Genomic DNA, 22,597 nt, shown 5'->3' on the forward strand with positions numbered 1-22,597 from the left:
TTGTCACCGCGCGGCGGGACCGCCCCAGTGGAAGAGGGTCATGGCCACGCTGGTGGCGAGGTTGTAGCTGGAGACCTGGGGCCGCATCGGCAGGGAGACCAGGTGGTCGGCGCGCGCCCGGAGCTCGGGCGAGATGCCGTGGCGTTCGGAGCCGAAGGCGAGCAGGGCGTCGTCCGGGAGCGTGAGGGCGCGGATGTCCTCCCCCTCCGGGTCGAGCGCGTACACCGGCCCGGCGGGCAGCTCCTCCAGCTCCATCCGGTCCACGGTGGTCGCGTAGTGCAGCCCGGCCCCGGCCCGGACCACGTTGGGGTGCCAGGGGTCCAGATCGCCCCGGGTCACCACGCCGGTCGCCCCGAAGCCGGCGGCGAGGCGGACCACCGCGCCGACGTTGCCCAGGTTGCGCGGATGGTCCAGCAGCACGATGGGGGCCGGCCGGGGCGTCCTCGCCAGCGCGGCCCGTCCGGCCTCCCGGCCGGGGCGTACGGCGAGCGCGGCGACCCCGGTGGGGTGCGCGCGGGGCAGCAGCTCCTTGAGCGGGGCCCGCCGCACGAGCCGGGCCACCTCCGGTTCTACGTCCGGGGCCAGCCCGGCGGCGAGCTCCCGTACGGCACGGGGCTCGTCGGCGACCACCGCCAGCACCTCGGCGCCGAAGCGCAGGGCGTGCTTCAGCGCGTGGAACCCGTCGAGCAGCACCACGCCACCCCGGTCGGCGCACTCGCGCCACTCCCGCTGGACCTCACCGGAACCCTGCCGCTCACTCATGCCCCGACCCTACGACGCCCGGAGCGGGAGCCGCCGCGAAGGGGCCATCGGCCCGGAGCGGGCGCCTCAGCCGGACTCCGGGGGCGCGGTCCCGGTGACCGGGCCGCGGGGCGCGGCCACCGGGGTCCGGGGCGGGGCCCCGGGGAGCGGTGACGGGGCGGGGTCCCGGTCCGGGGCGGGGTCCGGGTCCGGGGCGGGGTCCGGGTCCGGGGCCGCGGCTGCGCGCAGCGGTACGCCGGTCCCGCCCGCCGCCCGCGCCCCGACCGCCGCCCGCGCACCGGCCACCCGCGCCCCGATCCACACGAGCAGCCCCGTGGGCAGGAACACCGCGTCGGCGGCGATCATCGCCAGCGAGAAGAACGGCAGCCCCAGCAGCACCGCGATCCCGGCGTGCTCCAGCATCATCACCGCCAGCAGCACGTTCTTGACCCGCCGGTTGAACAGCGCGAACGGGAAGGCCACCTGCACCGCGACGGTCCCGTACGTCAGCAGCATCACCACCAGCCCGCTGCCCGCCATCACGTCCGACAGCCAGGGCCAGGGGGTGAAGTAGTCCAGGCGGAGCGGGTAGTAGAGGGCGGTCCCGTCCTGCCACCGCGAGCCCTGGATCTTGTACCAGCCGGCGGTCGCGTAGATCAGGCAGACCTCCGCCGCGATCACCAGCATCCCGGCGTTGTGCAGCAGGTTCGCGAGGACGTCGAGCGTCGCCCGCCGCTCGCCCTCCGGTTCGTGGCGGTCGGCCAGCCACCACAGCGCCGTTCCCGCCCACAGCACCGAGAAGGCGGTCAGCCAGAGCGCGCCGAGGTGTCCGGCGAGCGCCCCGTACGCGAACAGGGCCCCCAGCACCGTCCACAGCACGGGCCCCGCCGCCCCGGCCGTGGCCGAGCCCCGCAGCCGGGCCCGGCGCGCGTCCAGCGACCAGACCCGCGCGCAGCGCGTCAGCACGAGGTAGACCGCCATCAGGTGGATGACGTTGTCCCCGCCGTCGCCCATGAAGACGCTGCGGTTCTGCAGCGACAGCACCCCGACCATGAAGAGGACCGACGTCGCCCGCGTCCGCCAGCCCAGCAGCAGCAGCGCGCTCGCGAGCAGGGAGAGCGCGTACACGGTCTCGAACCACAGCGCGGAGTCCGACCACATCAGCACCGTGAAGGCGCGGTTCGAGGCGATCAGCCGCTCGGCCAGCTGCCAGCTCCACGGTCCGTCGGGCCCGTACAGCTCGTGCCGGTTGGGGAACTCCCGCAGCAGGAAGAACAGCCAGGTCGCGGCGAAGCCGATGCGCACGACGGCGCTCTGGTACGGGCCCAGTGCCTGCCCGGTGGCCTTGGCGACCGCCCGCGCGAGGGCGCCCGTCACACGTTCCACCACGGCAGCTCCCGGTAGTACGTCTGGGTGTCGGTCTTCTCCTCGCTCCAGGGCGGCGCGGCCACGGACCGCGTCGCCGAGCGCAGCTGGATCCGTACGATCCGCTCGCCGTCGGGCGTCTCGGGGGGCTTGCCGGCCGATGTCCCGGCGGGTTTCCCGGCCGATGTCCCGGCGGTCAGCCGGGCCAGGGCGATCCGCTTCAGGTACTGCTCGGACAGCTCGCCGCGCTCGCCGTCGGGCTTGTTGTCCTCGTCGTGGGAGCCGGTGAAGAAGTCCCAGGCCCTGCGGAGCTCGTTCTGCTCGGTGTGGCTCGGCAGCAGGCCGTGCCGGATCGCCGCGCCGTCCTCGGCGGACAGGTCGCGCCAGTCGCGGGTGACGAGGCCGCCGCCGGCGGTGCGGACCTGGGCGCGGACCTCGACGGCGATGTTCTGCTGGAGCGGGTTGGGCGCGAAGAGCTTCCAGTTCTGTTCGAACTCGGGATAGATCCAGCCGTCCACGAGCCGCGCGTGCTGCTTGCTGACGGTGTTGGAGGGCGCGACGTGCAGGAAGACCAGCCCCAGGTGCAAGCAGGCGCCGACGCCCAGGGCCGCCGCGGCGAGGGCCGCCAGGACCCGGTACGGGGCGGACAGACCGGCCAGCCCGGGCGCGCGCGACGGGGCTGCGGGCACCGCCGCGGCGGGCGGCGGAAGTGCTCCTTCCGCAGGCTCGCGCTCGTTCGAATCCATCCCGCCCCGATCATCCGGCGTCCACAGGGTTGCCCACAGAGGTTGACACCCTACGGGCCGCCGTCTCACCATTGAAGAGGATGAACCGAACGATCGGTCGGTCGGGCGGACGGCACACTCTGACAGGGGACCGGGATGGTCGCAGTGACCCCGGAAACGGGCACGTCAGGCACGGTGGACGGCGCGGTGGACGGGCAGTCCGCGGACCTCGGCGCACAGCTCCGTGCCGACTTCGACGCCGCGGTGGCGGCGGACGAGCGCGTGGAGCCTCGGGACTGGATGCCCGAGGAGTACCGCGCCTCCCTGGTCCGGCAGATGGCGCAGCACGCCCACTCCGAGATCATCGGCATGCAGCCTGAGGCCAACTGGATCACCCGCGCGCCCTCCCTGCGGCGCAAGGCGATCCTGATGGCCAAGGTGCAGGACGAGGCGGGCCACGGCCTCTACCTCTACAGCGCCGCCGAGACCCTCGGCACCAGCCGCGACGAGCTGCTCGACAAGCTGCACTCGGGCAAGCAGAAGTACTCCTCGATCTTCAACTACCCCACGCTCACCTGGGCCGACGTCGGCGCCATCGGCTGGCTCGTGGACGGCGCGGCGATCACCAACCAGGTGCCGATCTGCCGCTGCTCCTACGGCCCCTACGCCCGCGCCATGGTCCGGATCTGCAAGGAGGAGTCCTTCCACCAGCGCCAGGGCTACGAGCTGCTCCTCGCCCTCTCGCGGGGCACCGAGGCCCAGCACGCCATGGCGCAGGACGCGGTCGACCGCTGGTGGTGGCCCTCCCTGATGATGTTCGGCCCGCCGGACGACGAGTCGGCGCACTCGGCGCAGTCGATGGCCTGGCGGATCAAGCGGCACTCCAATGACGAGCTGCGCCAGCGCTTCGTGGACATCGCCGTCCCGCAGGCCGAGTCGCTGGGCCTGACCCTGCCCGACCCCGACATCAAGTGGAACGAGGAGCGCGGGCACTACGACTTCGGCGCCATCGACTGGGCCGAGTTCTGGGACGTCCTCAAGGGCAACGGCCCCTGCAACGAACAGCGGATCAGCCAGCGGCGCAGGGCGCACGAGGAAGGCGCCTGGGTCCGCGAGGCCGCCTCCGCCTACGCCGCGAAGCACACCAGCACCGGACGAGAGGTACAGGCATGACGCAGAACTGGCCCCTGTGGGAGGTGTTCGTGCGCTCGCGCCGCGGCCTCTCGCACATGCACGCGGGAAGCCTGCACGCCCCCGACGCGGAGATGGCCCTGCGCAACGCACGCGACCTCTACACGCGGCGCAACGAGGGCGTCTCCATCTGGGTGGTGCCCTCCACCGAGATCACCGCCTCCTCGCCGGACGAGCGGGACCCGTTCTTCGCCCCGTCGGCCGACAAGCCCTACCGGCACCCCACCTTCTACGAGATCCCCGAGGGGGTGCGCCACCTGTGAGCGCCGGCACCGACACCCTTACCGCGGCCGCCCTCGCCCTCGGCGACGACGCGCTGATCCTCTCCCACCGCCTCGGCGAGTGGGCGGGCCACGCCCCCGTCCTGGAGGAGGAGGTCGCCCTGGCCAACATCGCCCTGGACCTGCTCGGGCAGGCCCGCCTCCTGCTGTCCATGGCGGGCGACGAGGACGAGCTGGCCTTCCTCCGCGAGGAGCGCTCCTTCCGCAACCTCCAGCTGGTCGAACAGCCCAACGGGGACTTCGCCCACACCATCGCCCGCCAGCTCTACTTCTCCTTCTACCAGCACGAGCTGTACACGGAGCTCGCCGCCGGGGACGGACCGTTCGCCCCGCTCGCGGCCAAGGCCGTGAAGGAGACCGCCTACCACCGGGACCACGCCGAGCAGTGGACGCTGCGCCTCGGCGACGGCACCGAGGAGAGCCGGACCCGGATGCGCACGGCGCTCGACGCCCTGTGGAAGTTCACCGGGGAGATGTTCGAGCCGGTCGAGGGGCTCGGCCTGGACCGGGCCGCCATGGAGGCCCTGGAGGCCCGCTGGCTGGCCGCGCTGGGCGACGTACTGGACCGGGCCGGGCTGACGCGGCCCGAGGGGCCTCGTACGGGCGCCTGGGCCGCCGGAGCCGGCCGCGAGGGGCTGCACACGGAGCCGTTCGGGCGGCTGCTCGCCGAGATGCAGCACCTGCACCGCAGCCACCCCGGAGCGTCGTGGTGAGCGCCGGGGCCGGAACCACCCGCCTGGAGGCGGAGCTGGCCGAGCTGGCGGGTTCCGTCCCCGACCCCGAACTGCCCGTGCTGACCCTGGCCGAGCTGGGCGTCCTGCGCGGGGTGCGGATGCACGAGGACGGCCACGCCGAGGTGGTCCTCACCCCCACCTACACCGGCTGCCCGGCCATCGAGGCGATGTCCGCCGACATCGAGCGGGCCCTCATCGCCCACGGCATACCCGAGGTGCGGGTCACCACGGTCCTGGCCCCCGCCTGGTCCACTGACGACATCAGCGCGGAAGGCCGCCGCAAGCTGGCCGAGTTCGGCATCGCCCCGCCGCGCCCGCACTCCGCCGGCGGACCGGTGCCGCTCACGCTGTCGGTCCGCTGCCCCCACTGCGGCTCGACGGACACCGAGCTGCTCAGCCGCTTCTCCTCCACCGCGTGCAAGGCGCTGCGCCGCTGCGTCGCCTGCCGCGAACCGTTCGACCACTTCAAGGAGCTGTAGATGGCCGCACCCCGCCACGGCGCGTTCCACCCGCTGACGGTGGCGGAAGTCGACCGGCTCACCGACGACTCGGTGGCACTGACCCTCCGCGTCCCCGAGGAACTGCGCGAGGCCTACCGCCATCTCCCCGGACAGCACCTGACGCTGCGCCGCCGCGCCGCCGAGGGCACCGAGGTCCGCCGCACCTACTCGATCTGCTCCGCCGCCCCGGCCCCCGACGGCCCCGGACCGGACCGGCTGCGGGTGGGGGTGCGCCTGGTGGAGGGCGGCGAGTTCTCCACGTTCGCGCACAAGGAGGTCGCCGCCGGGGACGTGCTGGACGTGATGGTCCCGGCCGGGCGGTTCGTGCTGGACCCGGCCGCCGCCCCGCCGGCCGCGCACTACGCGGCGATCGTCGGCGGCAGCGGCATCACCCCGGTGCTGTCGATCGCCGCCTCGCTGCTGGCGGCCCGGCCCGACGCCCGGTTCTGCCTGGTGCGCAGCGACCGCACGGCGGCCTCGACGATGTTCCTGGAGGAGGTGGCCGACCTCAAGGACCGCTACCCCGACCGTTTCCAGCTGGTCACCGTCCTGTCCCGCGAGGAGCAGGAGGCCGGGCTGCCCTCGGGGCGGCTCGACGAGGCCCGGCTGGTGTCCCTGCTGCCCGCGCTGCTGCCGGTCGCAGAGGTCACGGGCTGGTTCCTGTGCGGTCCCTACGGGCTGGTGACCGGCGCGGAGCGGGCCCTGGGCGCGCTGGGCGTCGTACGGACGCGGGTGCACGAGGAGATCTTCCACGTCGAGGACACCGCCCCGCAGGTCCCCGCCCGCACCGTCGCGGCTCCGGCCCGCGGCCGGGTGACCGCCCGGCTCGACGGCCGCTCGGGCACCTGGCCCGTCCAGGACGGCGAGTCCCTGCTGGACACCGTGCTGCGCAACCGCGCGGACGCCCCGTACGCCTGCAAGGGCGGGGTCTGCGGCACCTGCCGGGCCTTCGTGGTCTCCGGCGAGGTGCGGATGGACCGCAACTTCGCGCTGGAGGCGGAGGAGACCGAGGCGGGGTTCGTGCTGGCCTGCCAGTCCCACGCCATGACGGAGGAAGTGGAGATCGACTTCGACCGGTAGGACCCTGGCCCCGCGGCACCCTCAGGGGTGCCGGGGGCCTGTCCAATTGCCGCCCGCTGCTCTATCTTGACGCCCCGTCAGATCAGGAGCGGACGCGCACAGGAGGACAGGCAGTGGACTTCGCCTTCACCGAGGAACAGCAGGCCGCGGTCGAGGCCGCCAGGGCCGTCTTCGCCGACGTCGCCCCCGACGGCGTCCCCAGCCCTGCCCTCACGTCCGGCGCCGTCGCGGACGGCTTCGACCGGCCGCTGTGGAACAGGCTCGCCGCCTCCGATCTGCTGAGCCTCGTCCTCGCGGAGGAACACGGCGGTGCGGGCCTCGACACCATCGCCCTGTGCCTCGTGCTGCGCGAAGCCGCCAAAGTGCTGGCCCGGGTACCGCTGCTGGAGCACTGCGCCACCGCCATGGCCGTCCAGGCCCACGGCAGCCCCGGGCTGGCGGCCGCCCTGCTGCCCGGCGCCGGAAGCGGCACCCTCGTCCTCACCGCCGCCGCGCACGGCCGCACCGGCCACGACCCCGCCGAGCTCGCCGTCACCGCGCGCCGCGAGGGCCCCGACTGGCTCCTGGACGGGGTGCAGACCGCCGTGGCCTGGGCCCACGGCTCCGACTGGATCGCCGTACCCGCCCACAGCGGCGGGGGCGGGGCCGTCCTCGCCCTCCTGCCCCGTGTCACCCCGGGGCTCACGCTCGCCGATCAGTACTCCACCAGCGGTGAGCGGCTCGCCGAACTCACCCTGGACGAGGTCCGGGCACCCGCCGCCCACGTGATCGACGCGCCCGGCGCCTGGGACCGGCTCCACCAGCTCCTGGCCACCGGCACCTGCGCCCTCGCCCTCGGCCTCGGCGAGGGCGCCCTCACGATGACCAGCCAGTACACCGGCAGGCGGGAGCAGTTCGGCTTCCCCGTCGCCACCTTCCAGGCCGTCGCGGTACAGGCCGCCGACCGCTACATCGACCTGCGCGCCATGGAAGCCACCCTCTGGCAGGCCGCCTGGCGGCTCGACGCCGCGACCGCAGGGGCGGGCGGGCCGCTGCCCAGCGCCGGGGACGTCGCCGTCGCCAAGATCTGGGCCTCCGAGGGCGTACGCCGGGTCGTACAGACCGCCCAGCACCTGCACGGCGGCTTCGGTGCCGACACCGACTACCCGCTCCACCGCTACCACGCCTGGGCCAAGCAGCTGGAGCTCCAGCTCGGCCCGGCCGCCGCGCACGAAGAGGCCCTGGGCGACCTGCTGGCCGCCCACCCCCTCGGCTGACACCCCTCAGAACACGGAGGGCGGTCAGAGCACGAAGGCCGGGTTCCCGCCGTCCGCCACCATCGGGCGCCCGGCGCGGTCCCACGCCTGCATCCCGCCGTCCACGTTCACGGCCTCGATGCCCTGGCGCACCAGGTACTGGGTGACCTGCGCGCTACGGCCGCCCACCCGGCACATCACGTACGCCGTGCGGCCGTCCGCGACCGCCTCCGTGACCTCGCCGAAGCGCGCCACGAAGTCGCTCATCGGGACGTGCAGCGCACCCTCGACGTGCCCGGCCGCCCATTCGTCGTCCTCACGGACGTCGAGGACGAAGCCATCGGCGGGCACCGACGCGGCGTCCACCGAGGGAAGCGGTCCGAGGTTCATAACAGTCGCCTTCTCTCTTCACGGATCTGGTCTGCCAACCTATCCGACGCCCCGGCCGGGCCGGGCTCATCCGGCGCTGTACGACGCCAGCTCCGCCTCGCGCTCCGAGACCTGCGCCAGCAGCTGCTCCGCGATCTCCTCCAGCAGCCGGTCCGGGTCGTCCGGAGCCATCCGCAGCATGGCGCCGATCGCGCTGTCCTCCAGTTCCTTGGCCACCAGCGAGAGCAGCTCCTTGCGCTGGGCCAGCCACTCCAGCCGGGCGTACAGCTCCTCGCTCTCGCCCGGGCCGGCCTCCTCGGGCGCCGGGCCGGCCTCCCACTCCTCGGCCAGCTCGCGCAGCAGCCGCTCCTCACCGCGCCCGTAGGCGGCGTTGACCCGGGCGATGAAGGCGTCACGGCGGGTCCGCTCGGCCTCGTCCTGCGCCAGGTCCGGGTGGGCCTTGCGGACCAGCTCCCGGTACAGGCGGCGCACCTCCTCGGTGGGCCGTACCCGCTGCGGCGGCCGCACCGGCCGGTCGGTGAGCATCGCGGCGGCGTCGTCGGAGAGGCCGTCCGAGCCCAGCCAGTCGTGGAACAGCTCCTCCACCCCCGGCATCGGCATGACCAGCGAGCGGGCCTCCTGGGCCCGCCGCAGGTCCTCGGGATCGCCGCTGCGGGCCGCCTTCGCCTCCGCGATCAGCGCGTCCAGCTCGTCGAGGCGCGAGTACATCGGCCCGAGCTTCTGGTGGTGCAGCCGGGAGAAGTTCTCGACCTCCACCCGGAAGGTCTCCACCGCGATCTCGAACTCGATCAGTGCCTGCTCGGCGGCGCGCACGGCGCGTTCCAGCCGCGCCTCGGGCCGCTCGTCAGCGGGAACGGCGGGCTCTTCGGGCGCGGTGTGTTCGGTCTGCTCGCTCACCCGGCCAGCCTACGGCCCGCCCCGGCGCGTGTTTCACGTGAAACACACCCCGGACCGCCGCCCCGCCCGCCACCACCGTCCCGTCATCGCGCCCGCCGCCCCGCCATCGCACCCGCCGCCGTCCCGCCGGAGCGGACGGTTCAGACCCCGAACTCCGCCGCGATCCGTCCCGAGCGCACCGCCGCCACCAGGTGCGCGTGGTCGGCCTCGCTCCGGTCGGCGTAGGCCACGGCGAAGCCGGCGATCGCCTCGTCCAGCTCCTCGTTCTTGCCGCAGTACCCCGCCAGCAGCCGCGGATCGGCGCTGTGCGCGTGCGCCCGGGCCAGCAGGGCACCGGTCATCCGGCCGTAGTCGTCGAACTGGTCCACGGCCAGCGCCGCCGGATCCACGCTGCCCTTGCGGTTGCGGAACTGCCGGACCTGGTACGGACGCCCCTGGACGGTGGTCCAGCCCAGCAGGCTGTCGGAGACCACCTGCATCCGCCGCTGCCCGGCCACCACCCGGCGCCCCTCGTGCTCCTCGGGCGCCGCGTGGAAGCCGAGCCCGGGCAGGTACGGCAGCAGCACCGAGGGCCGCGCCTCCTTCACCTGGAGGACCAGCGCCTCGCCCCGGTGGTCCAGCAGCAGCACCACGTACGAGCGGGTGCCCACACTGCCCGTGCCGACCACCCGGAAGGCCACGTCGTGGATCGCGTACCGGGCCAGCAGCGGCAGCCGGTCCCCCGACAGAGTCGCCAGGTACGGGCCCAGCGAGGCGGCCACGGCGGCGGCCTCCTCGTCCCCGACCCGGCGCAGCACCGGCAGCGCGTCCACGAAGCGTCGCCCGCCGTCGGCCAGGACCTCCGTCGACCGGGCCGCGAACCGGGCGGAAGTGTTGTTGCGGGCCTTCTCCGAGACCCGCTCCAGCGTGCCCACCAGGTCCCGGGCGTCGGTGTGCGAGACCAGCTCCTCGTCGGCGATGGCGTTCCACGCGTCGAGCGCGGGCAGCTTCGCCAACAGCCGCATCGTGCGCCGGTACGCGCCCACCGCGTCCCGCGCCGCCGCCAGGCAGGTGTCCTCGTCGGCCCCCGCCACGCGCCCGGCCAGCACCAGGGAGGTCGCCAGCCGCTTCACGTCCCACTCCCACGGGCCGAAGACGGTCTCGTCGAAGTCATTGAGGTCGATCACGAGCCGGCCGCGCGCGTCCCCGTACAGGCCGAAGTTGGCCCCGTGGGCGTCGCCGCAGATCTGCGCGCCCACCCCGGTCACCGGGCCGCCGGACAGGTCGTGCGCCATCAGTCCGGCCGCCCCGCGCAGGAAGGCGAAGGGGTTCGCGGCCATCCGGCCCACCCGTATCGGGGTCAGCTCGGCGACCCGCCCCACGTTGGACTCCTCCACCGCGCGCACGGCGTCCGGGCGCCCGGCGGGGGGCTCGAACCGCGCGTGCGCCGCGCGCGGTACGCGCAGCCGCAGCGCCTTCCCGGCCTCCTTGGGCGAGCCGACCGCGCTCCGCGGCGCGAAGCCCTCGACGCGCGGGATCCGCCCGCCGGACCACCCCGCCGGACCGCCCGCCTCCGCGCCCGCCGCTTCAGCCGCCGCGTACTGCCCCGGTATCGCCACCATCCGCGCTGCCCCGCCCTGTTCGCGCCACACCGGCCACCGCGTGGCCGATCAAGTCCGGCAGACCGTACCTACAGCCCGGCGTCCCTGGCCAGCAGGGCGGCCTGAACCCGGTTCTCGCACGCCAGCTTCGCCAGGATGCGGCTCACGTACGTCTTCACGGTCGCCTCGCTCATATGGAGCCTGCGCCCGGCGTCCGCGTTGGACAGGCCTTCCCCCAGCAGCGCCAGCACGCCGCGCTCCCGCTCGCTCAGCTCCGCGACCCGCCTCCGTGCCTCCTCGCCGCGTCCCGCGGCCGGGCCGGCCGCCAGCTGGTCCACCACGTGCCGGGTCGCGCCGGGCGAGAGGTACGCGTCCCCGGCCGCGGCCGCCCGCACGGCGCCGATCAGCTCACCCGGCGCCGAGTCCTTCAGCAGGAACCCGGCGCCGCCCTGGCTCAGCGCCCGCAGGACGTTCTCCTTCTCCCCGAAGGTGGTCAGGACCAGCGCCCTCACCGCCGGGGCGGCCCGCACCACCTCGGCCAGCGCCGTCAGCCCGTCCATCACCGGCATCTGGATGTCCAGCAGCAGCACGTCCGGGGCATGGGACAGCGCCAGCTCGACCGCCTCCCGGCCGTTGGACCCCTCGGCGACGACCTCGATGTCCGGAGCCGAGGTCAGGATCATCCTGATCCCGGCCCGGATCAGCGGCTCGTCGTCAGCGATCACCACTCTGATCACCTTGGCTGTCACCCGCGCGCTCCTACTGCTCGACCTCGTACGCCTGCTTGTCCACGAGCTTGCCGTCCCGGAAGCAGAACCGGAAAACGGTGTCCTCGGTCAGCTTCGAGGAGTCGCTGGAGAGCAGCGCCAGGCAGTCCGACCCCTCCGGCCGCTGCGGGCCCTTGCGGTCCATCCCCGACGTCAGCACGCTGTTCCCGTCCGGCAGCCGCGACCGCACCGCATGCTCGGACTCGCCCACGTGGACCGCGTCGTACTCCTCCTCGCTGATCATCGCCTTGTCCGCCGAACCCACCAGCATCACCACCGCGGCCCCCATCACGATGATCAGCAGCACCAGTGCCGCCACGGCGATCCCGCAGCCCATCGCCACACCGCCGGCCCGGGTCCGTACCGGCACCGTCAGCTCGCGGTCCAGCGCGGCCCAGTCCATCGGCGGCGCGCCCTTCAGCGCCAGCGCCCGGGCCTGCGACCGCTGGCCGAAGTCGTCGGCCACGTCCTCGACGAGCCCGGCCGGCTCCGTCCCGTACGGCAGCACTCCCGCCACCCGGAACCCGCCGCCGTCGGTCGCCCCCGCGTGCACCATGCCGCCGACCAGGCGGGCCCGCTCCCGCAGCCCCGTCAGCCCCTGTCCGCCCGAGACGACCTCGCCGCCCGAACCCCGGTCGGCCGCCGGACCGTTGGCGATCTCCACCACCAGGGAGTCGTCCTCGTACCGGAGTTCCACGGTGATCGCCGACCCCGGAGCGTGCTTGTAGGCGTTGGTCAGCGCCTCCTGCACGATCCGGTACGCCGCGTGATCGCAGGCCGCGACCAGCGGCCGGGGCTTCCCCGCCGTGCCCAGCCGTACGTCGGTCCCCGCGGCCCGCGCCGCCTCCACGATGCCCGCGATGCCGGCCACCCCCCGTGCGGCCGGCTGCGCCTCCTCCGCCGGCGCCGGTGCCTCCACACCGTCGCGCAGGATCCCCACGACTTCCCGCAGCTCGTGCATGGCCGCCACCGAGGCCTGCCGCAGCACCCCCACCGCCTCGCGCTGGCGGTCGGTGAGCGCGGGGTCCACCTCCAGCGCCCCGGTGTGCACCGAGATCAGCGCCAGCTGGTGGCCCAGGCTGTCGTGCATGTCCTGGGCGATCCGCTGCCGCTCCCGCAGCCTGGCCTGCCCGGCGACCATGGTCCGCTCGCGCAGCAGCTGGTCGTTGCGCTCCTGGAGCGCGCTCAGCAGGGTCCGGCGCTGGTGCCAGTAGCGGCTGGCCAGACCCGGCATGACGGTCGCCGCGAGGAACAGCAGGGTGGAGAACACGACCACCAGCAACGGCTGCGTCTGCGTCCCCTGGTCGACGAGGGTCAGACAGACCGCGGCGAGGAAGGCCAGCAGGAAGGCGCCGAGCGCCCGGCCCACGCCGATGATCCGCCGGCCCGCGGACCAGCCCAGCAGCACCGTCACGAGGAACACCCCGGGCAGCAGCCCGCTCGCGGCGGAGCCCACCACCAGCGTGACCGCCGGCAGCCGCCGCCGCAGCAGCGTCAACGACACCACGGTCACGACACCGAGGACCGTCTTCAGTCCTGAGCTGTTGCTGAGTTCGTCGACACCGATGCCCAGCAGCGCCATCACGGCGGCGATCGTGAGGTCCGCGGCCAGCGTGCGCCGGGTCCAGGGCTCCGGCCCCTTCAGCCAGTCCCAGCCCGCACGTGTCCTCGCCTTGGCATCCACACGCCCGACCCTAGACACCGGCCCCCGCCGCCGGCGGCCTTCTTTCGTCGCGCGCGGCACGACGAAAGTCGCGGGGGACCGGAGTGAGGAAGCCGATGGCGAAGCACTTCGAGGAAGGGGAAGGAGAAGAGGGGGAAGGGGGCAGCCGGACGATGGAGCCGGACATGCGAGAAGCCCCGATCCGGATTCCGGATCGGGGCTTCCCCGATGTGGGCGAGGGGGGATTTGAACCCCCACGTCCCGAAGGACACTGGCACCTGAAGCCAGCGCGTCTGCCGTTCCGCCACTCGCCCGAGCGGCGCCCCAGTGGTTCTTCCCTTTCGGGCCGTTCCCCTGGCGACGTCGAAACATTAGCACGTCAGACGGGGCGGATTGAAATCGCTTTCCCCGCCCCTCCACACGACGACCGGGACGGCCACTCCCGCTGTCCGCTCCCGGTGCGGGACACTGTCCCCGGAGCACCCCTACGATCCCTTGTGAGCACCAACACTCATGCGCGCAGGACCGAAGGGGAACCACCCGAATCCGCCACGCGTGGATACGATCAGTAAGCAGTACAGGGCGACAACGACGGAGGAGGTGCCCCATGGGAGTCCTGAAGCGTTTCGAGCAGCGACTCGAAGGTCTGGTGAACGGCACCTTCGCCAAGGTGTTCAAGTCCGAGGTCCAGCCGGTGGAGATCGCCGGCGCCCTCCAGCGGGAGTGCGACAACAACGCCACCATCTGGAACCGCGAGCGGACCGTCGTACCCAATGACTTCATCGTGGAGCTCAGCACCGGCGACTACGAGCGCCTGAGCCCCTACTCCGGCCAGCTCGGCGACGAACTCGCGGGCCTCGTGCGCGACTACGCCAAGCAGCAGCGCTACAGCTTCATGGGCCCCATCAAGGTGCACCTGGAGAAGGCGGACGACCTGGACACCGGCCTCTACCGGGTCCGCAGCCGTACCCTCGCCTCCAGCACCTCCCAGGACTCCCCGCAGCCCGCCCAGGGCCGGCAGGGCGGGTACGGCTACCCGCCGGCCGGTGCCCCGCCCATGCCTCCGGGCCCGCCCCCGGGCGGCCCCGGAACCCGCCCCGGCGGCGCGCCCGCGGCTCCCGGTGCCCCTGGCGCCGTACGCCGCTGGATCGAGATCAACGGCACCCGCCACCAGATCTCGCGCCCCACGCTCGTACTCGGCCGAAGCACCGAGGCCGATGTGCGGATCGACGACCCCGGCGTTTCCCGCCGGCACTGTGAGATCCGGACCGGAACACCCCCGACGATCCAGGATCTCGGGTCCACCAACGGCATCGTGGTGGACGGACAGCACACCACCCGCGCTACGCTCCGCGACGGCTCGCGGATCGTCGTGGGCAGTACCACCATCATTTACCGGCAAGCCGAAGGGTGAAGCGGGGGCAATGTCAGAGCTGACCCTGACGGTCATGCGGTTGGGTTTCCTGGCCGTTCTGTGGCTGTTCGTCATCGTGGCCGTTCAGGTCATCCGCAGCGACCTCTTCGGTACGCGCGTCACCCAGCGCGGCTCACGCCGCGGCGGGGCGGCCGCGGGCGCACCGCAGCAGACGGGGCGGCAGTCCGCGCCGCCCCAGCAGCGCCAGCGCAGGGGCGCGCCGACCAAGCTCGTCGTGTCCGAGGGCACCCTCACGGGCACCACGGTGGCCCTCGCCGGCCAGACGATCACGCTGGGCCGCGCCCACGACTCCACGATCGTGCTGGACGACGACTACGCCTCCAGCAGGCATGCCAGGATCTACCCCGACCGTGACGGCCAGTGGATCGTCGAGGATCTCGGGTCCACGAACGGCACGTATCTCGACCGGACCCGGCTGACCACCCCGACGCCCATTCCGCCGGGCGCCCCGATCCGCATCGGCAAGACCGTCATCGAGCTGCGGAAGTAGTACGAGAATGAGCGAGCGGAGCGAGCGAGCCGCGGCGGTCCGTCCCACCGGGGACACGGACCCGAGCGCGCTCCCGACCGGAGGGTGGGCAGTGTGGCTCGAGACCGGTTGTACCCCGAGGCGTCGACAGGGCAGGTGCGCATGAGTCTGTCCCTGCGGTTCGCCGCCGGATCGCACAAGGGGATGATCCGCGAGGGCAACGAGGACTCCGGCTACGCCGGTCCCCGGCTCCTCGCCGTCGCCGACGGCATGGGCGGCCAGGCAGCCGGCGAGGTCGCCAGCTCCGAGGTCATCTCCTCGCTCGTCCAGCTCGACGACGACGTCCCGGGCTCCGACATCCTCACCGCCCTCGGCATCGCCGTGCAGCGCGCCAACGACCAGCTGCGCGTGATGGTCGAGGACGACGCCCAGCTGGAGGGCATGGGCACCACGCTCACCGCCCTGCTGTGGACCGGCCAGCGCCTCGGCCTGGTCCACGTCGGCGACTCCCGCGCCTACCTGCTGCGCGACGGCGTCCTCACGCAGATCACCCAGGACCACACCTGGGTGCAGCGCCTGGTCGACGAGGGACGGATCACCGAGGAGGAGGCGACCACCCACCCGCAGCGCTCCCTCCTGATGCGGGCGCTCGGCAGCGGCGACGTCGTGGAGCCCGACCTCTCCATCCGCGAGGTCCGGGCCGGCGACCGCTACCTGATCTGCTCCGACGGCCTGTCCGGCGTGGTCTCCCACCAGACCCTGGAAGAGACCCTCGCCGACTACCACGGCCCGCACGAGACCGTGCAGTCCCTGATCCAGCTCGCCCTGCGCGGCGGCGGTCCGGACAACATCACCTGCATCGTCGCGGACGTCCTCGACACCGACAGCGGCGACACCATGGCCGCCCAGCTCAACGACACCCCGGTCGTCGTCGGCGCGGTGGCCGAGAACCAGCACCAGCTCTTCGACGGCAACGCCATGCAGACCCCGGCCGGCCGCGCCTCGGGCCTCGGCCGCCAGGCCCCGCCGCCCGCCGGTGCCTTCGGCCCTCCCGGCAGCGGCGAAGCCCCCGGCTACGGATACCCCGACCAGAGCCAGGGCGGCGCGCTGGGCAGCTTCGGCGAAGCCGAGGCCTATGACGCCGACGGCTCGTACGAGGACACGTACGACCACCCGCGCAAGCGGCGCGGCAAAGGGCGCAAGTGGACCACGCGCACGCTGATCCTGCTGCTCGTGGCCGGTGTCGTCGGCGGCGGCCTGTACGCGGCGCACCGCTGGACGCAGACGCAGTACTACGTCGGCGTCAAGGGTGACCACGTCGCGCTGTACCGCGGCATCAGCCAGAACCTCGCCTGGATCCACCTCTCGCAGGTGGAGACGGACCACCCCGAGATCGAACTGAAGTACCTGCCGCCCTTCAAGCGCAAGCAGGTCGAGGCCACCATCAGCGAGGAAAGCCTCGAGGGCGCGCGCAAGAAGATCGAAGAGCTCGGAACCCAGGTCTCCGCCTGCAAGCAGGACGAGGCCCGCCGCGCTTCCGAAGCCCAGGGCAACCAGACGCCCGGCCCCAGCCTGACTCCCGCGGAGCAAGCTGTCGTCGGTCAGTGCGAAAAGCAGTAGACATACGCGGGCACAGGGGGCCTGCCACACCATGAGCGTTGTCACCAACACGACCACCATCGGCGCCATCGAGGCGCCGAGCCGACGGAACACCGAGCTCCTGCTGCTCGCCTTCGCCGTGGTCATCCCGATCTTCGCCTACGCCAACGTGGGCCTGTCGATCCACGGCGAGCTGCCCCCGGGCATGCTGCTCTACGGACTCGGCTTCGCCGTCCTCGCCGGGATCTCCCACCTCGTCGTACGCCGCTACGCCAAGTACGCCGACCCACTGCTGCTGCCGATCGCGACGCTGCTCAACGGGCTCGGCGTCGTCCTGATCTGGCGCCTCGACCAGTCGGAGCGGCTGCAGAACCTCGCCAAGCGCAGCTTCGGCAACTTCTCGGAGTCCGCGCCGCGCCAGATGATGTACACGGCGCTCGCCATCGCCCTGTTCTCCGTCGTGCTGCTGGTCCTCAAGGACCACCGCGTGCTCCAGCGGTTCACGTACATCTCGATGGCCGGTGCCCTGGTCCTGCTGATCCTGCCGGTCATCCCGGGCCTCGGCGCGGACGTCTTCGGCGCCAAGATCTGGATCAGCGTCGGCGGTTTCTCGATCCAGCCCGGTGAGTTCGCCAAGATCGTCATCGCGATCTTCTTCGCCGGCTACCTGATGGTCAAGCGCGACGCCCTGGCCCTGGCCAGCCGCCGCTTCATGGGGCTCTACCTGCCGCGCGGCCGCGACCTCGGCCCGATCCTGATGATCTGGGCGATGAGCCTGCTCGTCCTCGTCTTCGAGAACGACCTCGGCACCTCGCTGCTCTTCTTCGGCATGTTCGTGATCATGCTGTACGTGGCCACCGAGCGGACCAGCTGGATCGTCATCGGCCTGCTCATGTCGGTCGGCGGCGCCACCGTCGTCGGCGCCACGGCCAGCCACGTCAAGGCCCGCGTCACCGCCTGGCTCGACCCCTTCGCCTGCTACAGCACGTCCGGTGCCTGCGAGCAGGTCGGCCAGTCGATCATGAGCTTCGGTTCCGGCGGGGTGCTCGGCACCGGCTGGGGCCAGGGCAACTCGGACCTGATCGGCTTCGCCGCCAACTCCGACTTCATCTTCTCGACCGTCGGCGAGGAACTCGGCCTCACCGGCGTCATGGCCTTCCTCCTGCTCTACGGCCTGATCATCGAGCGGGGCGTGCGCACCGCCCTCGCCGCCCGCGACCCCTTCGGCAAGCTGTTCGCCATCGGGCTCTCCGGTGCCTTCGCCCTCCAGATCTTCGTCGTCGCGGGCGGTGTCATGGGCCTCATCCCCCTCACCGGCATGACCATGCCCTTCCTCGCCTCCGGCGGTTCCTCCGTCCTCGCGAACTGGGTGCTCATCGCCATCCTCATCCGGATCAGCGACACCGCGCGCCGACCTGCCCCGGCCCCCGCCCCGTCCCCCGACTCCGAGATGACCCAGGTGGTCCGCCCGTCATGAACAAGCCCCTGCGCCGCATCTCGCTGTTCTGCGGGCTGCTCGTCCTCGCGCTGCTGATCCGGACCAACTGGCTGCAGTACGTCCAGGCCGAGGAACTCAGCACGCGCAAGGAGAACCGCCGGGTCCAGATCGCCCAGTACGCCACCGAACGCGGCAACATCATCGTCCAGGGCCAGCCGATCACCGGTTCCGCCGTCACCGACGGCAGCGACTACAAGTTCAAGCGGACCTACACCGACGGCCCGCTGTGGGCGCCCGTCACCGGCTACGCCTCGCAGGCCTTCGGCTCCACGCAGCTGGAGTCGCTGGACGACGGCATCCTCACCGGCAACGACGACCGGCTCTTCTTCGACCGCACCATCGGCATGTTCACGGGTGAGAAGAAGCAGGGCGGCAACGTCATCACCACCCTGAACGCCGCCGCCCAGAAGGCCGCCTTCGACCAGCTCGGCAGCAAGAAGGGGGCCGTCGCCGCGATCGACCCGCGCACCGGCGCCATCCTGGCCCTGGTCAGCACCCCCTCGTACGACCCGTCCAGCTTCGCCGGGAACTCCAAGGCCGACGAGAAGGCCTGGGTCGAGCTGAAGGACTCCGAGGACAAGAAGCTCGTCAACCGCGCCCTGCGCGAGACGTACCCGCCGGGCTCCACCTTCAAGGTGGTCACGGCCGCCGCCGCGCTGGAGCACGGCGTGGTCACCGACATCAACGCCCCCACGGACACCCCCGAGCCGTACATCCTGCCCGGCACGCGGACCCCGATGGTCAACCACGCGACCGGCTGCGAGAAGGCGACGCTGAACTTCGCCCTCCAGGTCTCCTGCAACTCGGTCTTCGCGAACCTGGGCGACAAGGTCGGCCGCGACAAGATGGTCGACACGGCGCAGAAGTTCGGCTTCAACAACGACAAGATCGACACCCCGGTCCGCGCCTTCGCCAGCGTCTACGACAAGACCATGGGCCGGGACGGCAACGCGCAGAGCTCCATCGGCCAGTTCAACACCGCGGCCACCCCGCTCCAGATGGCCATGGTCACCGCCGCGATCGCCAACGACGGCAAGCTGATGAAGCCGTACATGGTGGACGAGCTGACCGCGCCCAACCTCGACACGATCGAGAAGCACGAGCCGTCGGAGATGAGCCGGCCCCTCAGCGCCGCGACCGCGCAGAAGGTCCAGCAGATGATGGTCAACGTCGTGGAGAACGGCACCGGAACCAAGGCGCAGATCAAGAACGTCAAGGTGGGCGGGAAGACCGGTACCGCCCAGCACGGAGAGAAGAACGCCAAGCGCCCCTACGCCTGGTTCATCTCCTACGCCGAGCTCCCCGACGGCACCTCCCCGGTGGCCGTGGCCGTCGTGATCGAGGACAGCAGCGCCGACCGCGAGGACATCAGCGGCGGCGGCCTGGCCGCGCCGGTCGCCAAGGCCGTCATGGAAGCCGTCCTGAAGAGCAAGGGATGAGAAGCCGAGACAGGATCCGAGCGCTCGGTACCGGTCCGATATCAGCCTGTGGTCACGAACCGATCACCGACGATCGGCCGGTAGCCTTGCCGCGAACAGCACACCGCCGGACCGCACGCCGGTGCGGTCGGGACTGACGGAGAGGGCTGCAACGTTATGGAAGAGCCGCGTCGCCTCGGCGGCCGGTACGAGCTGAGCCACGTGCTCGGCCGTGGTGGCATGGCCGAGGTCTACCTCGGTCACGACACCCGGCTCGGCCGTACCGTAGCCGTCAAGACCCTGCGTGCCGACCTCGCCCGCGACCCGTCCTTCCAGGCCCGGTTCCGCCGCGAGGCCCAGTCGGCCGCGTCGCTGAACCACCCCGCGATCGTCGCCGTCTACGACACGGGCGAGGACTACGTCGACAACATCTCCATCCCGTACATCGTGATGGAGTACGTCGACGGCTCGACCCTGCGCGAGCTGCTGCACTCCGGCCGCAAACTGCTCCCCGAGCGCACCCTCGAGATGTGCATCGGCATCCTCCAGGCCCTCGAGTACTCGCACCGCGCCGGCATCGTCCACCGCGACATCAAGCCCGCCAACGTGATGCTCACGCGCACCGGCCAGGTCAAGGTCATGGACTTCGGCATCGCCCGGGCCATGGGCGACTCCGGCATGACCATGACGCAGACGGCCGCGGTCATCGGCACCGCCCAGTACCTCTCCCCGGAGCAGGCCAAGGGCGAGCAGGTCGACGCGCGCTCCGACCTCTACTCCGCCGGCTGCCTGCTCTACGAGCTGCTGTGCGTCCGGCCCCCGTTCGTCGGCGACTCCCCGGTGGCCGTCGCGTACCAGCACGTACGCGAGGAGCCCCAGCCGCCGTCGAACTTCGACCCCGAGATCACGCCGGTGATGGACGCCATCGTCCTCAAGGCCCTGGTCAAGGACCCGGACTACCGTTACCAGTCCGCGGACGAGATGCGGGCCGACATCGAGGCCTGCCTCGAGGGCCAGCCCGTCGCCGCGACCGCCGCCATGGGCGCCGCCGGCTACGGCTACCCGGACCAGGGCGGCTACGGACACCAGGGCTACGACCAGCCCACCACCGCCCTGCGTTCCCCGGACGCCGGCCAGACCTCGATGATGCCGCCGATGCCCCCCGGGGGCGGCGACGGCGGCTACGGGTACGACAACCAGGGCCACGGCGGCTACGACCAGGGTCACGGCCGCCGCCAGCAGAAGAAGAGCCGCGCCTCGACGATCCTGCTGGCCGTGGCCGCCGTCCTCGTCCTGGTCGGCGCGATCCTGATCGGCCGGACCCTCTTCAGCGAGACCGCCGACAACCGCCCGGCCGTGCCCAAGCTCGTCGGCCAGACCTTCGAGCAGGCGCAGGGCAGCGGCAAGAACATGGGCCTCCCGGTGGAGAAGGAGGGCGAGGAACCCTGCGCGGACCAGCCCAAGGGCAACGTCTGCTCGCAGAACCCGGCCCCCGACACCAAGGTCGACAAGGGCACCACGATCAAGGTGAAGGTGTCCACCGGCGCCCCCAAGGTCGCGGTCCCCGATGTCCTGCGCCTGAAGTTCGAGGACGCCGAGTCGACGCTCAAGGGCAAGAAGTTCCAGGTCGAGAAGAAGCTCGTCGAGAACGACAACGCCTCCCCCGGCACCGTGGTGGACCAGAACCCCAAGAGCGGCAGCCAGGCGGAACAGGGTTCGGTGATCACCCTCCAGGTCGCCAAGGAAGTCGCCAAGGGCGTCGTCCCCGACCTCAAGGGCATGACCAAGGCGGCCGCGGCCAAGGCGCTCTCGGACGCCAAGCTGAAACTCGGCAGCACCACTGAGGTGGACTCCCCGGGAGCCCCGCCCCAGACGGTCGTCGCGCAGCAGTACCAGCCCGGCATCGAGCTCGCCAAGGACACCCCGGTCAACGTCAGCATCTCCAAGGCCGCCTCGGCGGCGCCGACGGTGGTGCCCCCGCTCACGGGGCAGACGGTGGCCCAGGCCAAGCTGACGCTCCAGGCGAGCAACCTGGTCTTCGGCGCGGTGCTGGCGGGCTCGACCGACGACAACGCGGTGGTCATCGACTCCAACCCGCCCGTCGGCAGCCAGGTGCCGGGCGGCACGGTGATCAACGTCCGCACCGCCAAGCCGCAGGACGGCGGCCAGCAGGACGGCGGCCAGCAGGACGGCGGAGGCCTCTTCGGAGGCCTGACCGGCGGCAACCGCCGCTAGGACGCCGGGTTCCCCGCCCGGCCACCGCGACAGGCTGTTTCACGTGAAACAGCCTGGTGGATCAGCGCAGTTCGGCCGGCTTGGTGCGCTTCTCGTCGACCTTCTCCGCCCGCACGAGCTCACCCCAGACGATGTACCGGTACTTCGAGGTGTAGACCGGCGTGCAGGTCGTCAGGGTGATGTAGCGGCCCGGCGAGGTCTTGCCCGACTCCTTCGGGACCGGGTTGATCACGCCGGTGTTGTACTTCGAGGTCTGGGCCAGCTCGGCGAAGACCTTGTAGACGTACCAGGTGTCCTTGGTCTCGAAGACGATCGAGTCGCCGTTCTTCACCTTGTCGATGTTGTGGAACTTCGCTCCGTGCCCGTCGCGGTGCGCGGCCAGCGCGAAATTTCCCTCGGCGTCCCAGGGCAGCCCGGACTTCACCGGCTCCGTGTAGTACCCGGCCACGCCGTCGTTCAGGACGTCCGGTGCCGTGCCCTCCTTGACCAGCACCTCGCCGTTCTTCATCGCCGGTACGTGCAGGAAGCCGATCCCGTCCTCCGTGTTCAGGGCACCCGGCTGCGCGGGGGCGCTCGCCGAGGGCGCGGGGCTCTGCCAGCGCTGGCGGATCTCGTCGCCGCGCGCGGAGGCCTGCCGGTCGGCGAGGACGTTGGTCCACCAGAGCGAGTACGCCACGAACAGGCCCAGGACCAGGCCTCCCGTGATCAGGAGCTCCCCCAGCAGACTCAGGGCCCCGGCGACCACACTGCGGTCGGCGGGCTGCTTTGCGGAGCGGCGACGGGCACGAGACACT

Annotated in this window: 21 protein-coding genes and 1 tRNA gene; 12 read left to right on the plus strand and 10 right to left on the minus strand. The window is 72.1% G+C overall.

Going from position 1 to position 22,597, the window contains the following annotated elements; all coding sequences use genetic code 11:
- Window positions 1–3: 3 nt before the first annotated feature.
- The 3 genes from ACZ51S_RS09965 to ACZ51S_RS09975 form a co-directional block, all read right to left on the minus strand.
- Window positions 4–762 carry a TrmH family RNA methyltransferase gene (locus ACZ51S_RS09965; RefSeq protein WP_468960438.1) on the minus strand — a complete coding sequence of 253 codons (759 nt, stop codon included), beginning with the start codon at window positions 760–762 and terminating at the stop codon, window positions 4–6.
- Between the two features lie 66 nt (window positions 763–828).
- Window positions 829–2,130, minus strand: coding sequence for an HTTM domain-containing protein (locus ACZ51S_RS09970; protein ID WP_468960440.1), 1,302 nt, complete (start codon window positions 2,128–2,130; stop codon window positions 829–831).
- Window positions 2,115–2,852 carry a DUF5819 family protein gene (locus tag ACZ51S_RS09975; protein ID WP_468475128.1) on the minus strand — a complete coding sequence of 246 codons (738 nt, stop codon included), beginning with the start codon at window positions 2,850–2,852 and terminating at the stop codon, window positions 2,115–2,117. Before ACZ51S_RS09975 ends, ACZ51S_RS09970 begins: the two co-directional genes overlap by 16 nt.
- 135 nt (window positions 2,853–2,987) lie before the next feature.
- On the opposite strand from ACZ51S_RS09975, the gene paaA reads away from it, so the two are divergent.
- From paaA to ACZ51S_RS10005, 6 genes are all read left to right on the plus strand, one after another.
- Window positions 2,988–4,004 (plus strand): 1,2-phenylacetyl-CoA epoxidase subunit PaaA, encoded by a 1,017-nt coding sequence (paaA, locus tag ACZ51S_RS09980; protein ID WP_467885499.1) that lies wholly within the window; start codon window positions 2,988–2,990, stop codon window positions 4,002–4,004.
- Window positions 4,001–4,285, plus strand: coding sequence for a 1,2-phenylacetyl-CoA epoxidase subunit PaaB (gene paaB / locus ACZ51S_RS09985; protein WP_468960442.1), 285 nt, complete (start codon window positions 4,001–4,003; stop codon window positions 4,283–4,285). The genes paaA and paaB overlap by 4 nt, the downstream gene beginning before the upstream one ends.
- The gene (gene paaC, locus ACZ51S_RS09990; protein WP_468475129.1) at window positions 4,282–5,016 is read left to right on the plus strand and encodes a 1,2-phenylacetyl-CoA epoxidase subunit PaaC; all 735 of its coding nucleotides are present in this window, start codon (window positions 4,282–4,284) and stop codon (window positions 5,014–5,016) included. Before paaB ends, paaC begins: the two co-directional genes overlap by 4 nt.
- The gene (gene paaD / locus ACZ51S_RS09995) at window positions 5,010–5,516 is read left to right on the plus strand and encodes a 1,2-phenylacetyl-CoA epoxidase subunit PaaD (protein WP_468475130.1); all 507 of its coding nucleotides are present in this window, start codon (window positions 5,010–5,012) and stop codon (window positions 5,514–5,516) included. The genes paaC and paaD overlap by 7 nt, the downstream gene beginning before the upstream one ends.
- On the plus strand, window positions 5,517–6,617 hold the full coding sequence (locus ACZ51S_RS10000) for a 2Fe-2S iron-sulfur cluster-binding protein (protein ID WP_468475131.1): 1,101 nt from the start codon (window positions 5,517–5,519) through the stop codon (window positions 6,615–6,617).
- Between the two features lie 113 nt (window positions 6,618–6,730).
- Window positions 6,731–7,873 (plus strand): acyl-CoA dehydrogenase family protein, encoded by a 1,143-nt coding sequence (locus ACZ51S_RS10005; RefSeq protein WP_468960445.1) that lies wholly within the window; start codon window positions 6,731–6,733, stop codon window positions 7,871–7,873.
- Window positions 7,874–7,897: 24 nt separating this feature from the next.
- Here the strand turns inward: ACZ51S_RS10005 and ACZ51S_RS10010 are convergent, their stop codons facing one another.
- The 6 genes from ACZ51S_RS10010 to ACZ51S_RS10035 all read right to left on the minus strand — a co-directional run bounded on the left by ACZ51S_RS10010 (window position 7,898) and on the right by ACZ51S_RS10035 (window position 13,463).
- Window positions 7,898–8,242, minus strand: coding sequence for a rhodanese-like domain-containing protein (locus ACZ51S_RS10010; protein WP_388932893.1), 345 nt, complete (start codon window positions 8,240–8,242; stop codon window positions 7,898–7,900).
- 66 nt (window positions 8,243–8,308) lie between these two features.
- Complete coding sequence (locus tag ACZ51S_RS10015; RefSeq protein ID WP_468475133.1) at window positions 8,309–9,139, minus strand: J domain-containing protein; 831 nt, start codon at window positions 9,137–9,139, stop codon at window positions 8,309–8,311.
- A 140-nt stretch (window positions 9,140–9,279) separates the two neighbouring features.
- Window positions 9,280–10,740: a DUF2252 domain-containing protein gene (locus ACZ51S_RS10020; RefSeq protein WP_468475134.1), complete on the minus strand. Its 1,461-nt coding sequence runs from the start codon at window positions 10,738–10,740 to the stop codon at window positions 9,280–9,282.
- 68 nt (window positions 10,741–10,808) lie between these two features.
- Window positions 10,809–11,456, minus strand: coding sequence for a response regulator (locus tag ACZ51S_RS10025; protein WP_468475253.1), 648 nt, complete (start codon window positions 11,454–11,456; stop codon window positions 10,809–10,811).
- 22 nt (window positions 11,457–11,478) lie between these two features.
- A complete protein-coding gene (locus ACZ51S_RS10030) occupies window positions 11,479–13,170 on the minus strand; it encodes a sensor histidine kinase (protein ID WP_468801462.1) in 1,692 nt (563 codons plus the stop codon).
- 210 nt (window positions 13,171–13,380) lie between these two features.
- Window positions 13,381–13,463, minus strand: a tRNA-Leu gene (locus ACZ51S_RS10035).
- Window positions 13,464–13,756: 293 nt separating this feature from the next.
- Between ACZ51S_RS10035 and ACZ51S_RS10040 the strand changes: the two genes are divergently transcribed.
- The 6 genes from ACZ51S_RS10040 to pknB all read left to right on the plus strand — a co-directional run bounded on the left by ACZ51S_RS10040 (window position 13,757) and on the right by pknB (window position 21,803).
- On the plus strand, window positions 13,757–14,563 hold the full coding sequence (locus tag ACZ51S_RS10040; protein ID WP_468960447.1) for an FhaA domain-containing protein: 807 nt from the start codon (window positions 13,757–13,759) through the stop codon (window positions 14,561–14,563).
- 10 nt (window positions 14,564–14,573) lie between these two features.
- Complete coding sequence (locus tag ACZ51S_RS10045) at window positions 14,574–15,074, plus strand: FHA domain-containing protein FhaB/FipA (protein ID WP_388932877.1); 501 nt, start codon at window positions 14,574–14,576, stop codon at window positions 15,072–15,074.
- A gap of 141 nt (window positions 15,075–15,215) precedes the next feature.
- Window positions 15,216–16,673 (plus strand): PP2C family protein-serine/threonine phosphatase, encoded by a 1,458-nt coding sequence (locus ACZ51S_RS10050; protein WP_468475137.1) that lies wholly within the window; start codon window positions 15,216–15,218, stop codon window positions 16,671–16,673.
- Window positions 16,674–16,704: 31 nt separating this feature from the next.
- Window positions 16,705–18,129, plus strand: coding sequence for an FtsW/RodA/SpoVE family cell cycle protein (locus tag ACZ51S_RS10055; RefSeq protein WP_388932870.1), 1,425 nt, complete (start codon window positions 16,705–16,707; stop codon window positions 18,127–18,129).
- On the plus strand, window positions 18,126–19,589 hold the full coding sequence (locus ACZ51S_RS10060) for a peptidoglycan D,D-transpeptidase FtsI family protein (RefSeq protein ID WP_468475138.1): 1,464 nt from the start codon (window positions 18,126–18,128) through the stop codon (window positions 19,587–19,589). Before ACZ51S_RS10055 ends, ACZ51S_RS10060 begins: the two co-directional genes overlap by 4 nt.
- A 156-nt stretch (window positions 19,590–19,745) precedes the next feature.
- On the plus strand, window positions 19,746–21,803 hold the full coding sequence (gene pknB / locus ACZ51S_RS10065) for a Stk1 family PASTA domain-containing Ser/Thr kinase (protein ID WP_468960449.1): 2,058 nt from the start codon (window positions 19,746–19,748) through the stop codon (window positions 21,801–21,803).
- A gap of 61 nt (window positions 21,804–21,864) precedes the next feature.
- Here the strand turns inward: pknB and ACZ51S_RS10070 are convergent, their stop codons facing one another.
- Window positions 21,865–22,596 (minus strand): class E sortase, encoded by a 732-nt coding sequence (locus ACZ51S_RS10070; protein ID WP_468475140.1) that lies wholly within the window; start codon window positions 22,594–22,596, stop codon window positions 21,865–21,867.
- Window position 22,597 lies beyond the last annotated feature (1 nt).

The organism is Streptomyces sp. NPDC034043 (genome assembly GCF_055575675.1).